Source organism: Cyanobium gracile UHCC 0139, from assembly GCF_034931325.1.
Classification (GTDB): Bacteria; Cyanobacteriota; Cyanobacteriia; order PCC-6307; family Cyanobiaceae; genus Cyanobium; species Cyanobium gracile_B.
Genome location: NZ_JAYGHX010000002.1, coordinates 14373 through 28990 on the forward strand (window position 1 = coordinate 14373; position 14618 = coordinate 28990).

Here is a 14618-nt window from a genome sequence, read left to right on the forward strand (position 1 = left end):
GCCATGGCCGCTCCCGAACCACCCGTGCGCCGGGTGCCCCTGCGGCGCTTCGCCCGCCTCAAGCGCCACCTGCCGGTGCCGCTCACTGTGCTGGTCACGGCCCTGCTGGCCCTCACCGTGGGCGCCCCTCGGCCGGCCGACGCCCAAAGCCGCCTGCCGAAGGGGTTCGAACGCCGCGTGGGGGTCTGGCTCACCAACAGCCCCAGCCCCCTCTACTACGACGCCGCCCGCATCGAGTCCGCCGTGGCCCAGCTCGACGCCGCCGGCTTCAACACCCTCTACCCCAACGTCTGGAGCCGGGGCGCCACCTTCCACCGCAGCCGCTGGGCGCCGCTGGAGCCGGCCCTGGCCCGCGCCAACCCCGGCCTCGACCCCATCTGCCGCTTCACCAAGGCCGCCCATCGCCGCGGCATGCAGGTGATCCCCTGGTTCGAGTACGGCCTGATGGAGCCCGCCGATGCCGAGGTGGTCCAACGGAACCCGGAGTGGGTGCTGCGCCGCGTCGACGGCAGTGCCCTCTACGCCATGCACGGCGCCAACCTGAAAACCTCCCCGCTCAAGGATCTGCGGGTGTGGCTGAATCCGGCCCACCCCGGGGTGCGGGCCCGCTTCATCGGCCTCATCAAGGAGATCGTCCAGCGCTGCGGCGTCGACGGCATCCAGCTCGACGACCACTTCGCCTGGCCGGTGGAGCTGGGCTACGACCCCTACACCCGCGCCCTTTACCTGGCGGACACCGGCCGGGAGCCGCCCGCCAACTTCAACGACCGCTACTGGATGAAGTGGCGCCGCCAGCAGCTCACCGCCCTGCTGCGGGAACTGCGGGGCACCCTGCAGGAGGTGGGCGGTCCGCGGCGCACGGTGATCAGCCTATCGCCGGGTCCCTTCCGCTTCGCCTACAACCACTGGCTGCAGGACTGGGAGCTCTGGGCCTTGGGCGAGCTGGTCGACGACCTGATCGTCCAGAACTACGCCTATTCGGTGAAGGGCTTCGCCCGCGACCTCGACCAGCCGGCGCTGGTGAAGGCCCGCCGCTGGGGCATGCCGGTGGAGATCGGCATCCTCTCCGGCTTCGGCGGCCGCACCCCCGACATGGCCACCCTTGAGCAGAAGGTGCGCCTCTCCGCCGCCCGCGGCCACGGCGTCATCTTCTTCTACTGGGAGGGGCTCTGGGGCCAGCACGCCGGCCCGGAGGGGGCCGCCTTCCGCCAGGCCGCCTTCCGCCGCCTCAACCGCGAGGTGTTCGGCGGCCGCTAGGCGTCCGGGCCGGCCGCCCCGAGGCACTGGCCCACCACCTCGCGGGTGTTGGTGGAGAGTTCGGACGCCGCCAGCCCCTCGAGGGCCTCCCGCATCCGCTCGCGCCGTTCGGGGCCGTAGCTCTGCCAGCGGCTGAACACCTTGGCCATGCGCGAGGCGGTGATCGGATTGCGCTGGTCGAGGGCGGCGATCTGGCCGGCCATGAAGTGGTAGCCGCTGCCGTCGGGGGCATGGAACACCGGCGGATTGCCCGCCAGCCCCCCCAGCACCGCCCGCACCGCATTGGGCGCCGCCGGATCGAAGCGGGGATGGTCGAGCAGCCGCTGCACTCGCTCCAGGCCGTCGGCGAAGGGGGCGGAGGCCTCCAGGGCGAACCAGGAATCGAGGATCACCGGTTTGTCCTCCCAGCGGGCGTAGAAGGCGTCCACCGCCTCCTGGCGTGCGGCGATCGGGTGGTCCTGCAGCGCCCGCAGGCCCGCCCGGGCCAGGGTCATCGAGGGGCCGTCCACCGCCGCGCGGGCCGCTGCGATCGCCGCCCCGTCGCCCGCGGCCACCCGCCAGCTCCAGATCGAGCCCGTCAGCATCCTGTCGCCCACCCCCTCCGGCCAGGCCAGCGACCACTGGGCGCTGACCCGCTCCAGGGCCCGCGACAGGGGCTCGGCCAGGGCCTCCCCGAAGCGGCGGCGCAGGGCCTGCAGGGCGGCGAACAGGGCCGGTGGATCGGGCTCCGGCGCCCCATCCTCCAGTTCGGCCAGCCCCGGCAGGGCCAGCAGCACGCTGCGGCTGGCCTCCGAGAGGGAGGGATCCGCCAGGATCCGCTCGAAGGCGGCGATCAGGGCGTCCTCCAGACCCCCATCCACCCGGCCGGCGGCGCGGCGCAGCAGGGCACGGCGCAGCAGCACCTGGCCCGCGTCCCAGCGGGCGAAGGGGTCGCTGTCGGCGGCCAGCAGGTGCACCAGCTCGCTGGAGGGGCGCCCCAGCACCACCTTCACCGGTGCCGAGAACTGGCGCAGCAGGGAGAGGGCCGGCGGCGGCGACTGGGCCGGCAGCCCCTCAAAGCGGAACACCTGCTCCTCCTGATCGATCAGCAGCAGCCGGGTGCCCGCCCCCCACCGGCGGCCCAGCAGGGGCGCCGCGCCATGGTCGGGGTCCTCGGCCACCAGCCGCATCGGCAGGGGCTGGCCCGCCTGGCCCACCAGGCCCACGGCCAGGGGGATGACCAGGGGCTGCTTGCGGGGCTGGCCGGGGGTGGCGGGGGTGGACTGGCGCACGAACAGCTCCAGGGTCCCCGCCGCCTTGTTCCAGCGGCGCCGCAGGTGCAGCACCGGCGTGCCCGCCTGGTGGTACCAGCGGCGGAACTGCACGAAATCGAAGGGCGGCAGACGGCAGTTGTCATCCACCTCACCGGCCGCGTCCTGCATCGCCTGGACGAAGTCCTCGCAGGTGGCGGCGGTGCCGTCATGGCGCTCCACGTACAGCGCCATGCCCCGCTGGAAGGTTTCCTCCCCCAGCAGGGTGTGCAGCACCCGGATCACCTCCGATCCCTTTTCGTAGATCGTGGTGGTGTAGAAGTTGTCGATCGCCTGATACTGATCCGGCTGCACCGGATGGGCCGTCGGACCCGCATCCTCCCGGAACTGGGTGTTGCGCAGCATCGCCACGTTCTCGATCCGGTTGAGCGCGTGGCCATGCAGATCGGCCGAGAAGCTCTGATCCCGGAACACGGTGAGCCCTTCCTTCAGCGACAGCTGGAACCAGTCGCGGCAGGTGATGCGGTTGCCTGTCCAGTTGTGGAAGTATTCGTGGGCGATCACACTCTCGATCCGCTCCAGCTCACCATCGGTGGCCGTGGCGGCATCGGCGAGCACCAGCTTGGAGTTGAAGATGTTGAGGCTCTTGTTCTCCATGGCGCCCATGTTGAAGTGGCGCACCGCGACGATGTTGTACTCGTCGAGGTCGTAGGCCAGCCCATAGACGCGCTCGTCCCACTCCATCGCCCGCTTCAGGGAGGCCATGGCGTGGCCGGTGAAGGGGGCATCGCCCGGTTCCACGTGCAGGCGCAGCTGCACGGTGCGCCCATCGGCGGTCACGAACGTGTCGCGCACCTCCTCCAGCCGGCCCGCCACCAGGGCGAACAGATAGGAGGGCTTGGGGAACGGGTCGTCCCAGACGGCGTAATGGCGCGGGGCCCCGTCGGGCCCGCTCGGCAGGTCGCCGGCCTCGAGGCCGTTGCCGTTGGAGAGCAGCACCGGGCAGCTGTCCCGGTCGGCCTCGATCCGCACCCGGAAGCGGCTGAGCAGGTCGGGGCGATCCGGGTGATACGTGATGCGGCGGAAGCCTTCCGCCTCGCACTGGGTGGTGACCATCCCGCCGCTGACGTAGAGCCCCTCGAGGCTGGTGTTGGCCCGCGGATCGAGCCACACCGTGCTGGTGAGCACGAATGGCCGCCGGGGCGGCTGCAGCAGCATCAGGCGGTCGTCCTCCAGCCGATAGGCCTCGGGGGGCAGGGGCACGTCATCGAGCGCCAGGGACCGCAGCTCCAGATCCACCCCCCGCAGCTCCAGGGGCTGCACCGCCGCCTCCGGCCCCTCCGGCGCGCCGGGCCTGGGGTGGAACGCCAGCCGCGCCTCCACCAGGGCCTGGTCGGCGAACAGGCGCACCGTCAGGTCGGTGCGCTCCAGCAGGTAGGGCGCCGGACGGTAGTCGGCGAGGCGGACGACGGCCATCAGGGGCTTACCTGGGGGCCGCCGGAGTCGCAGGGGCCGGGGCCCCTGGCCGGGCGGCGCCCTGCTGCTTGATGGCGTCCTGAACCTTCTTCATCACGTCGGCTGGCACCTCCTTGGGGCAGATCTCGGCGGCGCCGAGCACGGCTGAGTTGATGGCGCCGCGGCGCAGCTCCTCAATGGTGAGGGCTTTGGTACCCACCTGCTGGATCTCGCCCTTGTGCTGGCCGAGGATCAACTGGGCGATGGTTTCGCCGGCGATGCCCACCGATTTCTCGAAGTCGATGCCGGCGGCGCGGGAGATGCAGACGTTCACGGCACCGATGCGGGTGTAGAGCCCCATCTCGGCGGGGGTGGCCGGTGCCGCCTGGGCGGCCAGAGGTGCCAGCAGCAGCGGCATGGCGACCAGGGGCGCCAGCAGCGGCCGGGAGCGGCGGAGCAGGAGAGACAAGGGGTAGGGATCCGTGAACCACCATCGTGCTGCATCGGAGCAGCCGCCACACCCGCCGCAGAGACCGCTCCGCGAGGCGGCCCAGCCGCCGGGGCCCCGGCCCTGACAGCGATTAACCGATCGGCTCGCCCGCCGCCTCCAGCCGGATCTCGTGGTGGTGCTCCACCAGCTCGAGGCTGCCGTGGCGCCAGGTGTGGATCGAGCGGGAGCGGTAGCGGTCCTGGTCGACCAGGCGGATCTGCTCGAGCACTTCCCAGTCGTCGTAGTGGGACTGGAACGCCATGGTGTGCTCATCGATCTGGCGGATCTGGCTGACCGTGGGGGCCCCCGCCAGGTAACCGCAGCTGCGCCGCAGCTGGTGGCCGCACAGCCAGGCCTCCATCGTGCCCTCGGGCCGGTAGTCGGGTTTGGTGTCGAAGAACGGCTGATGGCCCTCCGCCCACCAGGTGAACCGGTAGCCCTCATCGCCGTCCACCAGTTCGCTGTGGACCTCGATGCGCAGGTTCATGTCCACCCGCAGCACCGCGTCGTCCTCGGTGAAGAAGTAGGTGCGGCGGGAGCGCCACAGCCCCAGGTTGCGGGCGAACCAGCGCCGCAGGCTGCTGTCGAGGCGGATGCGGCTCTGCACGGGAGGCACCCGGGAGAGGCCAGGCTGGGTCGGTGTGGTCATGGCGGGCCCACCCAGGCACACGGACGCGATCCCTGAAGTCCTAGCGACGATTCCGGGTTCTGCCCAAAACCCCATAAGGTTGGGGGCATTGCCGCATGCCCGCCTTTGCCGGTCCTGGGGGAGCCCGATATCCCGCCCGCCTCACCGCCCACCTCGCCGGCCTCGGCGGTGGCCGAGGCGGGCACCGCCACCGGTGAGGCCCAGAAACCGCTCAAGCTGCTGCTGGTGGCGGCCCGCCACCACATGGCCTCCGCCGACCTGCGTGCCCTGCTGGCCTTCCTGAACTCGGAGGAGTGCACCTGCAAGGTGTCCCTCCAGGTGGCCGATCCGGCCGACCATCCCGAGCTGCTCGAACTGCACCGGCTGGTGGCCACCCCGGCCCTGATCAAGCTCGATCCCCTGCCCAAGCAGGTCTTCGCCGGCAACACCCTGGCCCAGCAGCTGCGCATCTGGCTGCCCCGCTGGCAGCAGATGGAGGTGGTCACCACCCTCGGGCTCAGCCTGCGGCCGGCGGAGATCGACGGCAGCCGCAGCCAGCGGGAGGTGCAGCTCGAGGACCAGCTGCTGGTGCTGCGCCAGGAGAACGAAACCCTGATCGAGCGGCTGGGCGTCCAGGAACGGCTGCTGCGCATGGTGGCCCACGAGCTGCGCACCCCCCTCACCGCCGCCAAGCTGGCCCTGCAGAGCCATGCCCTGGGCCAGATCGACGAGAGCCGCTTCCGCGACGTGCTCAACCGCCGGCTCGACGACATCGAGGCCCTCTCCAGGGACCTGCTGGAGGTGGGCACCACCCGCTGGGAGGCCCTGTTCAACCCCCAGCGCCTCGACCTCAGCCAGGTGGCGGCCGAGGCCATCCTGGAGCTGGAGAAGCTCTGGGTGGGTCGGGGCCTGCAGCTGGTCACCGACATCCCCGCCGACCTGCCCGACGTCCACGCCGACCAGCGGCGCATGCGCCAGGTGTTCCTCAACCTGCTGGAGAATGCCCTCAAGTTCACCCCCGACGGCGGCAAGGTGAGCCTCAGCCTCATGCACCGCACCAGCCAGTGGGTGCAGGTGAGCATCTGCGACAGCGGGCCGGGGATTCCCCGCGAAGAGCAGCACCGCATCTTCCAGGACCGGGTGCGGCTGCCCCAGACCTCCGGCACCACCTCCGGCTTCGGCGTAGGGCTGTCGGTCTGCCGCCGCATCGCCGAGGTGCACGGGGGGCGCATCTGGGTGGTGTCCGAGTCGGGCGAGGGCGCCTGCTTCAACTTCACCGTGCCGGTCTGGACCGGCCAGAGCTCCCCGGAGCCTGACCGCACGGCCGCCGCGGGCCCCGCCGCCGGCGACCTTCCTTGACGAAGGGTCCCTCCGGCCCGTAGCGTCCAGCACATCAGATCGGCGCCAAGCCGACTGTGGCCTCGCCCCCATCGTCTAGAGGCCTAGGACACCTCCCTTTCACGGAGGCGACAGGGGTTCGAATCCCCTTGGGGGTATGTATCGGTTCCGGGCTCGGGACGGCTTCGTCCTGACCCGTTGTTTACTCAACGGGGTGATCAAGAGCTCCGACGCTTCCGCGCTGGCCTGAGCGGCCATTGTTCAGCGGGCTACTGCACTGCTGCCGCGGAACGGGCGGATCGCGAAGGGCCTCAGGGCTGCTGGGAGCGGCGCTGGGCTTCCCGCTGCACGCCCCGCAGGTTGCTGGCCAGATCCTCCTTCAGGCGCTGCTCGATCAGCCCGATCGGCATGCCCGGCTTGCCCTGCACGGTGAGGTCGTAGAGGAGCCAGGTGCTGGTGTCGTCGGCCCCCACCTGCCAGACGCCCTGGAAGCAGCGGAAATCCCCCTCGAGCATGCGGAAGGCCAGGCGGCCCTGCTCCGGCTCCTCGTTCAGCTCCAGCTGAACGCGGGCACTGAAGCGCAGCCCGCAGAACTGCTGGGTGCCCACCTGCTCCAGGGCCACCAGGTTGCCGCGGCGCCAGAGCTGGCGGGAGCTGGCGAGATTGGGAATGAAGCGGTCGAGATGGTCGTAGTCGGTGAGGACCGACCAGATCCACTCGGGGGCGAGGTCGAGGCGCAGCTGCACCGCCAGGCGCCGTGTGCCCTGCGGGAGACGCTCCATCTCCTGCTGGATCGTGTCGAGGGCGCAACTGGCCTCGCTGGCGACCATGGCCTCGGTTGACGGGAGGTGCACGGGGCGGGGAAACGACGCCAGAAGCTGTGCCAAGACGGATCGGAGCTCGCTCGGGGCTTGGGTGAGGGTGGCAGCGGTCGGCACCGGAATTGGTGCGACGGAACACAAACTAACCGGTGTCTCCGGAATCCGGTCAACGAATCCGCACCGAGGGGCCGAGAGCCGAGTTCTCTATGATCGGGCCGATTTTCGGCTCCGACGCCCGCATGCGTGTTTCCACCGGCAAGGCCACCCAGTCCGACGGCCGCATGTTCACGGTTGTGGTCGAAGGCTTCGGCGTCGGTCTGCAGCGGCGTGCCGAGCGTCGGATCACCGTGCCCTTCCCCCAGCTGCAGCGGCTGATGCAGACCATCGCCCAGCAGGGCGGACGCATCAAGGCCGTGACCGCCGAGGAGGTCCCCGCGGGCTCCGCCACCCCGGCCCCCAGTGACGCTGCGGTCTCCGACGCCCCGGCCGCCACCCCCACCCCCGCCAAGAAAGCCCCCGTGAGCCACGCCGACGTCCCGGTCAACCTCTACAAGCCCAAGGATCCCTTCATCGGCACGGTCCTCGATAACTACAGCCTCCTGGCGGAGGGGGCCATCGGCCGGGTGAACCACATCACCTTCGACCTCTCGGAAGGCAACCTCCACTACATCGAGGGCCAGAGCATCGGCATCATTCCCGATGGCGAGGACGCCAACGGCAAGCCCCACAAGCTGCGTCTTTACTCGATCGCCAGCACCCGCCACGGCGACAACTGCGAGGGCGGCACCGTCTCCCTCTGCGTCCGCCAGCTCCAGTACGAGAAGGACGGCTCCACCATCAACGGCGTCTGCTCCACCTTCCTGTGCGACATCGAGCCGGGCGCCAAGGTGAAGATCACCGGCCCGGTCGGCAAGGAGATGCTCCTGCCCCCCGATGAGGACGCCAATGTGATCATGCTGGCCACCGGCACCGGCATCGCGCCGATGCGCGCCTACCTGCGCCGCATGTTCGAGCCCTCCGAGCGGGCCAGGAACCCCGAGTACCAGTTCCGCGGCAAGGCCTGGCTGATCATGGGGGTCCCCAAGACGCCCAACCTCCTCTACGAGGACGACTTCCAGCGTTACCTGGCCGAGTACCCGGAGAACTTCCGCTACACCAAGGCGATCAGCCGCGAGCAGCAGAACCCCAGCGGCGGCCGCATGTACATCCAGGACCGGGTCACCGAGCACGCCGATGAGATCTTCTCCCTGATCGAAGATCCCAAGACCCACGTCTACATGTGTGGTCTGCGTGGCATGGAACCCGGCATCGACGAGGCCATGACCGCCGCCGCCGCCGCCAAGAACCTCAACTGGAGCGAGCTGCGGCCCCAGCTCAAGAAGGCCGACCGCTGGCACGTCGAGACCTACTGAGCCGAACGCCCCACGGGGCAACCGCCCCTTTCCAGGGCCCGCCTCCGGCGGGCCTTTTTGCTGGCTGACGATCCGAGAATGCTCACACCGGCAGGCTCCCTGTGGCGGCGATGCAGCGGGATGCCTGCGCCGCCGTTAAACCAGGGATGACCGGACGCCCTCCCCATGACCGCCATCCTCACCAACCCCCTGCGGGTTGGTCTGCGCCAGGAGCGGGTGATCTCGCCCCAGTGCATCGTCATCTTCGGGGCCAGCGGTGATCTCACCCACCGCAAGCTGATCCCGGCGCTGTTCGAACTGTTCCGCCAACGAAGGCTGCCCAGCGAATTCGCTGTCCTCGGCTGCGCCCGGCGTCCCTGGAGCGACGAGGAGTTCCGCGAGAAGATGGGGGCCGCCCTGGCCGATGAGATCGCCTCCCATCGCACCGCCTGGGAGCAGTTCGCCCAGGGCCTCTTCTACGAGCCGGTCGACCTGCAGCAGAGCGAGCACCTGGTGCGCCTCGGCCAGCGGCTGGAGAGCATCGACCGGCTGCGGGCCACCCGGGGCAACCGCACCTTCTACCTCTCGGTCTCGCCGGAGTTCTACGGCAGTGGCTGCCGCGCCCTGGCCGGTGCCGGCCTGCTGGCCGATGCCGAGCGCAGCCGGGTGGTGATCGAGAAGCCCTTCGGCCGTGACTACGCCAGCGCCCAGGCCCTCAACAAGGTGGTGCAGGCCTGCGCCAAGGAAAGCCAGGTGTTCCGCATCGACCATTACCTGGGCAAGGAAACGGTCCAGAACATCCTGGTGCTGCGCTTCGCCAACACGATCTTCGAGCCGATCTGGAACCGGAACTACATCTCCAGCGTCCAGATCACCGCGGCCGAGACCGTGGGGGTGGAGGAGCGGGCTGGGTACTACGAGTCGTCCGGCGCCCTGCGGGACATGGTGCAGAACCACCTCACCCAGATCCTGGCCCTGACGGCCATGGAGGCCCCCGGCCGCTTTGATCCGGAGGCCATCCGCAACGAGAAGGCCAAGGTGCTGCAGTCCGCCAGCCTGGCCAACGAGGAGGAGCCCTGGAAGTGCTGCGTGCGGGGCCAGTACGCCTCCGGCGGCAGCATGGCCAGGCCCCTGCCCGGCTACCGCCAGGAGCCGGGGGTGAACGCCAACAGCACCACCGAAACCTATGTGGCCATGAAGGTGGCCATCAACAACTGGCGCTGGCAGGGCGTGCCCTTCTACCTGCGCACCGGCAAGCGGCTGCCGAAGCGCCTCAGCGAGGTGGTGCTCACCTTCCGGGAGGCTCCGGTGCATCTGTTCGATGCCGCCGGTGGCGCCCCCACCCCCAACCAGCTGATCCTGCGCATCCAGCCCGACGAGGGCGCCGAGTTCAAGTTCGAGGTCAAGGCCCCCGGCTCCGGGATGCGCAGCCGCCCGGTCGACATGGCCTTCAGCTACGACGAATCCTTCGGCGAACCCTCCGACGAGGGCTACGTGCGGCTGCTCGCCGACGCCATGCTGGGCGATCCCACCCTGTTCACCCGCAGTGACGAGGTGGAGGCGGCCTGGCGGCTGTACACCCCGCTGCTGGCCCTGATCGAGGAATCCCCCTGGCAGCTGCCGGTCCAGCCCTACGAGGCCAGCACCTGGGGGCCGGCCGCCGCCGATGGCCTCTTGGCCAAGGACGGTCTGATCTGGCGGCGTCCCTGAGACACGGCTCCAGGGCCCCCGCGCCCCTTCCCTTCCGCAGCCCCGCGACCCCTGCCCCCCTTCCGCGCCCATGGCTCCCCAGCTCACCCTCCAGGCCCCCCTCGATCTGCCGCCGGAGGAGGTCAATCCCTACCTGCACCGCCTCTGGACCCACGATCTGGAAGGGTCCACCGGGGCCGCCACCTTCACCCTGGTGGTCTGGGAGCCGTCCTGGCTGGAGCAGCAGATGGTCCGCATCGGCCGGGTTGACGGGCCGATCACCGGCCTGCTGCGCACGGAGCTGCTGGAGGCGGCCCGCCAGGCCGTGCCGGAAACCGGCCTGCCCTACAGCACCGCACCCATGGATCCCCGCCTGGCCTGGGCCATCGGCCAGAAGGAGGGGAACCACCGCACCGAGGACCTGCGCGGTCAGTTCGTCGAGAGCGCCATCAGCGCCCACATGCCCCGGCGGCTGATCACCCTGGCCCCCACCCTCGACCCGGGCCATCCCCTGGAGACCCTGGTGGCGGCCTACTGCCCGCTGCCTGAGGAGGGGGGCGCTGGCGCCGCCTGCGGCGACGTGGTGGTGCTGCGCGGCGGCATGGGCGCCCTGAAGCAGAGCCTCGATCTGATCGTCTCCCTGGTGGACGACTCCCTGCCCTGCTGGGTGTGGTGGAACAGCAGCCTGGATGAGCCCTCCGAGATGCTCGAGGCCCTGGCGCCGCTGCCCCGGCGGTTGGTGATCGACAGCTCCCTGGGCGAGCCGCGCCGCTGCCTCGACCTGATGCTGGCCCGGATCAGCGCTGGCCAGGCCGTCAACGATCTCAACTGGCTGCGGCTGCGCACCTGGCGCGAATCCCTGGCCATGGTGTTCGATCCCCCGTCCCGCCGCGATGCCCTCGGCCACGTGGTGCAGCTCGACATTGACGTCGAGGGGGACCACCCGGTGAAGGGGCTGCTGCTGGCCGCCTGGATCGCCGACCGGCTCGGCTGGCACCTGATCACCAGCTACGCGGTGGAGGTGGACGGGCCCGGCCCGGGGATCACGGCGGAGTTCGAGCGCACCGACGGGGTGGCGGTCCAGTTCACCCTGATGCCCGTGCCCATGGGGGCGCCCAAGACCCACCCCGGCGCCATCGTCGGCATGCGGCTGATCTGCGAACCCCAGCAGCGCCCGCCCCTGTGCGTGATTCTCTGCTCGGAGTCCGGCGGCTGCATGCGGCTGGAGTCCGGTGGCATGGCCAGCATGGAGCTGGCGGAGGGGGTGGTGCCCCTGCCGGAGGAGAGCGAGGAGATGGAGATGGCCCGCCTGCTCTCGGGGGGCCACGACTCCACTTCACCGCTGCTGGCGGCGGCCGCCCCGCTGGCGGCGAGCCTGCTGCCAGGCTGAGGCACCTTCCGCCGGAGCGGCCGATGCCGCCGACCGCATGAGCTGCCTGATCGCGGCCCCCTGCAGCGGCAGCGGCAAGACCCTGCTGAGCCTCAGCCTGGCGGCCGTGGCCAGGGCGCGGAGGGAGACCATTCAGCCCTTCAAGGTGGGGCCCGACTACCTCGACCCCCAGCTGCTGGGGGCGGTGGCGGGCCGCCCCTGCCGCAACCTCGACCCGCTGCTCTGCGGCGAGGACTGGGTGCGGCGCAGCTACCGCTGGCACGGCGGCCGGGCCGACCGGGTGCTGGTGGAGGGGGTGATGGGCCTGTTCGACGGCCGCGGCTCCGGCAGCGAGGGCAGCTCCGCCGCCGTGGCCGCCCTGTTGGCGCTGCCGGTGGTTCTGGTGGTGGAGGCGTCGCGCCAGGCCGGCAGCCTGGCGGCCCTGGTGCGCGGATTCCGTGACCACGGCCCACCCCGGGTGACCCTGGCCGGGGTGGTGCTGAACCGGGTCGGCAGCGAACGGCACCGGCGGCTCCTGGCCGAGGCCTTGGCCGCCATCGAGGTGCCCCTGCTGGGGGTGCTGCCCAGCCATCCCAGCCTGGAGCTGCCCTCCCGCCACCTGGGCCTGCTGACCCCGGGGGAACTGGGCGACCTGGGCGAACGCCAGAAGATCTGGGCCGCCCTGGCCGAGCAGCACCTCGACCTGGCGCAGCTGTGGCCGCTGCTGGCGCCCCCGCCGCCGGCGCCGGAACGGCGCGATCCGATTCGCTGGTGCCTCGACCAGGTCCCGCCGGAGCCGGTTCCCGCCGGGGCCGCAGCGGGGGCCGCCCTGGGTCAAGGAGCCACCGGGGCCGGAACCCCCCTGCCGGTGGCGATCGCCAGCGACGCGGCCTTCCACTTCCGCTACCCGGAAGCTCAGGAGCTGCTCCAGGCCTGCGGCCTCAGCCCGGTGCCCTGGAGCCCCCTGGCCGACGATCCCCTGCCCCCGGACTGCCGGGCCGTGCTGCTGCCCGGCGGCTACCCCGAGCTCCATGCCGCCCGGCTGGCGGCCAGCCACCGCAGCCTCGGATCCCTCCGGTCCGCCGCCCGGGGCGGTCTGCCGATCGTGGCCGAGTGCGGCGGCCTGCTGCTGCTGGGCCGGGAGCTGGAGGATCCGGACGGCCTGCCCCACCCCATGGCCGGCCTGCTCCCCTTCCGCGCCCGCCGGGGGCCCCTCAGCCTGGGCTACCGGCAGGCCGTGCCGGTGGCCGACGGGCTGCTGGTGCGCCGCGGTGAATCCCTTTGCGGCCATGAGTTCCACCGCTGGCAACTGCTGCCCCAGCCTTCCGGCGGCGAGCTGTTGGCAGAGGCCCAGAGCCTGTGGCAACTTGAAGGATGGGGATCACCCGGGAGGATCGAAGGATGGAGCGCGCCGACCGTTCACGCCACCTGGCTGCACCTCCACTGGGCTGGATGCCCGGCGATTCCCTCGAGACTGGCCAGATCCGCCGCCAGCGCCGTGCCGCTGCCGAGGAACGCCGCTTCCTGCAACCCAGTCTCCGGGTGACGGCCACGCCCCAGGAGCGCTGGCGCATGAGCGTCCGCGGTCTGGTGCAGGGGGTGGGCTACCGGATGGGCTGCCGCCAGAAGGCCATCGACCTCGGCCTCAGCGGCTGGGTGCGCAACCGTCCCGATGGTTCGGTGGAGGTGGAGGCCGAGGGCCTGCCGGACCGCCTGGTGGAACTGCGTCTCTGGTGCGAGAAGGGTCCCCAGGGCGCCCACGTGAGCGGCGTCACCAGCGGTCAGGTGGCCGTGGCGGGCACCGACTGGTTCGAGATCCGCACCTGAGCACCCGCAGCCCGGACAATGGGCTGTCACGACTCCCAATGAATGCCGACCCCCAGCCTCTGGAGCGAACTGTTTGGGTTCGGCCTGGCGATCAGTTTCAGTCCGCTGCACATCGGTCTGCTGCTGCTGATTTTGCTGGGCCCCAGCCCGCTCCGCCGGGGCAGCTGGTTCGTGCTCGGCTGGCTGCTCACCTCCGCGGCGGCCATCGCCCTGCTGCTGAGCGTGGGCCACGGCCTGCTGCTCACCATGGAACGGGGCACCGACCAGCGCACCGGCCTCGACCTGCTGGGGGCGGGCGGACTGCTGGCCCTGGGTCTCAACGGTCTGCTGAGCAGCCGCCAGGGGGGCGGTCCCCCCGGCTGGACCCGCCGGCTGGACGGCTTCTGCGCCCTGCCCCTGCCGCTCCTGCTCGGCCTCAGCGCTGCCGTCCAGGTGTCGAGCCCGGACGACCTGTTACTCTACGCCAGGACCGCCGCCAGCCTGCTGGAGGCCGGGCTGAGCCGGCCGCGGGAGGTGCTGATCACGGCGGTCTTCAGCCTGTTTTCCGGCACCCTGCTGCTCCTGCCCCTCGGGGGGCTGGTGCTGGTGGGGCAGGAGCGACTGCTGCCGGTGCTCCAGGCAGGCAAGCTCTGGCTGTTCGACAACGCTGAGCTGATTGTCGCGGCCATCTGCTTCGCTCTGGCCGTCTACCTGGGCTGGCAGGGGTTCGAAGGTCTGCGGGCGGGATGAGGCTCAGGGGCCGGCCGGGGGCTCCTCGGCCTCCAGGATCCGGCCCAGATACTTGGGATCGTGCAGGGTGCCGTGGCGAGAGAGGGGAAGCACCCGTTCCCTGGGCAGGCCAGGAAGGCGCTGGCGGGAGCGCAGCATCATCCAGCGCCTCACCAGGACCACCACGCCCACCAGGGCTGCGGTGATCCCCAGGGCCCCCACATCCGTCAGCAGCTCACCGCCGGCAGAGCCGCTGGTGGTCCCGGCGTCGGCAGGCTGCCCTTCCGTGGCCGGGGCGGTGCCGATCAAGGACAGCAGGCCAGTCTGCGGAGGCGCCATGCCTAGCGGGGCCCACAGGGGACGGGATTCCACCACGAATCGGTCGTCCACCACGA

13 protein-coding genes and 1 tRNA gene are annotated in these 14618 nt (G+C 71.0%); 9 read left to right on the forward strand and 5 right to left on the reverse strand.

Annotated features, from left to right (window positions below; translation table 11 throughout):
* The first annotated feature begins 3 nt into the window (after nt 1–3).
* Nucleotides 4–1257, forward strand: a complete 1254-nt coding sequence (locus VB738_RS03420; protein WP_323304418.1) for a glycoside hydrolase family 10 protein — start codon at nt 4–6, stop codon at nt 1255–1257.
* Here the strand turns inward: VB738_RS03420 and pepN are convergent.
* The 3 genes from pepN to VB738_RS03435 form a co-directional block, all read right to left on the reverse strand.
* Nucleotides 1254–3983 (reverse strand): aminopeptidase N, encoded by a 2730-nt coding sequence (gene pepN, locus VB738_RS03425; protein ID WP_323304419.1) that lies wholly within the window; start codon nt 3981–3983, stop codon nt 1254–1256. The two genes, VB738_RS03420 and pepN, sit on opposite strands and share 4 nt — an antisense overlap.
* A gap of 7 nt (nt 3984–3990) precedes the next feature.
* The gene (locus tag VB738_RS03430) at nt 3991–4431 is read right to left on the reverse strand and encodes a cAMP phosphodiesterase (protein ID WP_323304420.1); all 441 of its coding nucleotides are present in this window, start codon (nt 4429–4431) and stop codon (nt 3991–3993) included.
* Between the two features lie 112 nt (nt 4432–4543).
* On the reverse strand, nt 4544–5101 hold the full coding sequence (locus tag VB738_RS03435) for a hypothetical protein (RefSeq protein WP_323304421.1): 558 nt from the start codon (nt 5099–5101) through the stop codon (nt 4544–4546).
* 168 nt (nt 5102–5269) lie between these two features.
* Between VB738_RS03435 and VB738_RS03440 the strand changes: the two genes are divergently transcribed.
* Nucleotides 5270–6439 carry a histidine kinase gene (locus VB738_RS03440; RefSeq protein ID WP_323304892.1) on the forward strand — a complete coding sequence of 390 codons (1170 nt, stop codon included), beginning with the start codon at nt 5270–5272 and terminating at the stop codon, nt 6437–6439.
* Nucleotides 6440–6503: 64 nt separating this feature from the next.
* Nucleotides 6504–6576 (forward strand) — tRNA-Glu (locus VB738_RS03445).
* Nucleotides 6577–6729: 153 nt separating this feature from the next.
* On the opposite strand, the gene VB738_RS03450 is transcribed toward VB738_RS03445, so the two are convergent.
* A complete protein-coding gene (locus VB738_RS03450) occupies nt 6730–7248 on the reverse strand; it encodes an SRPBCC family protein (RefSeq protein WP_323304422.1) in 519 nt (172 codons plus the stop codon).
* A 230-nt stretch (nt 7249–7478) separates the two neighbouring features.
* On the opposite strand from VB738_RS03450, the gene petH reads away from it, so the two are divergent.
* From petH to VB738_RS03480, 6 genes are all read left to right on the forward strand, one after another.
* Nucleotides 7479–8651, forward strand: coding sequence for a ferredoxin--NADP reductase (petH, locus tag VB738_RS03455; protein WP_323304423.1), 1173 nt, complete (start codon nt 7479–7481; stop codon nt 8649–8651).
* A 165-nt stretch (nt 8652–8816) separates the two neighbouring features.
* Nucleotides 8817–10340: a glucose-6-phosphate dehydrogenase gene (zwf, locus tag VB738_RS03460; RefSeq protein ID WP_323304424.1), complete on the forward strand. Its 1524-nt coding sequence runs from the start codon at nt 8817–8819 to the stop codon at nt 10338–10340.
* A 70-nt stretch (nt 10341–10410) separates the two neighbouring features.
* Nucleotides 10411–11709 carry a glucose-6-phosphate dehydrogenase assembly protein OpcA gene (locus tag VB738_RS03465; protein WP_323304425.1) on the forward strand — a complete coding sequence of 433 codons (1299 nt, stop codon included), beginning with the start codon at nt 10411–10413 and terminating at the stop codon, nt 11707–11709.
* A 37-nt stretch (nt 11710–11746) separates the two neighbouring features.
* Nucleotides 11747–13234, forward strand: a complete 1488-nt coding sequence (locus tag VB738_RS03470; RefSeq protein WP_323304426.1) for a cobyrinate a,c-diamide synthase — start codon at nt 11747–11749, stop codon at nt 13232–13234.
* A 26-nt stretch (nt 13235–13260) separates the two neighbouring features.
* Complete coding sequence (locus VB738_RS03475) at nt 13261–13515, forward strand: acylphosphatase (protein ID WP_323304427.1); 255 nt, start codon at nt 13261–13263, stop codon at nt 13513–13515.
* A gap of 42 nt (nt 13516–13557) precedes the next feature.
* Nucleotides 13558–14244 carry a GAP family protein gene (locus VB738_RS03480; protein WP_323304428.1) on the forward strand — a complete coding sequence of 229 codons (687 nt, stop codon included), beginning with the start codon at nt 13558–13560 and terminating at the stop codon, nt 14242–14244.
* A gap of 3 nt (nt 14245–14247) precedes the next feature.
* Here VB738_RS03480 and VB738_RS03485 read toward each other — a convergent pair whose 3' ends face one another.
* Nucleotides 14248–14562 carry a hypothetical protein gene (locus VB738_RS03485; protein WP_323304429.1) on the reverse strand — a complete coding sequence of 105 codons (315 nt, stop codon included), beginning with the start codon at nt 14560–14562 and terminating at the stop codon, nt 14248–14250.
* Nucleotides 14563–14618 lie beyond the last annotated feature (56 nt).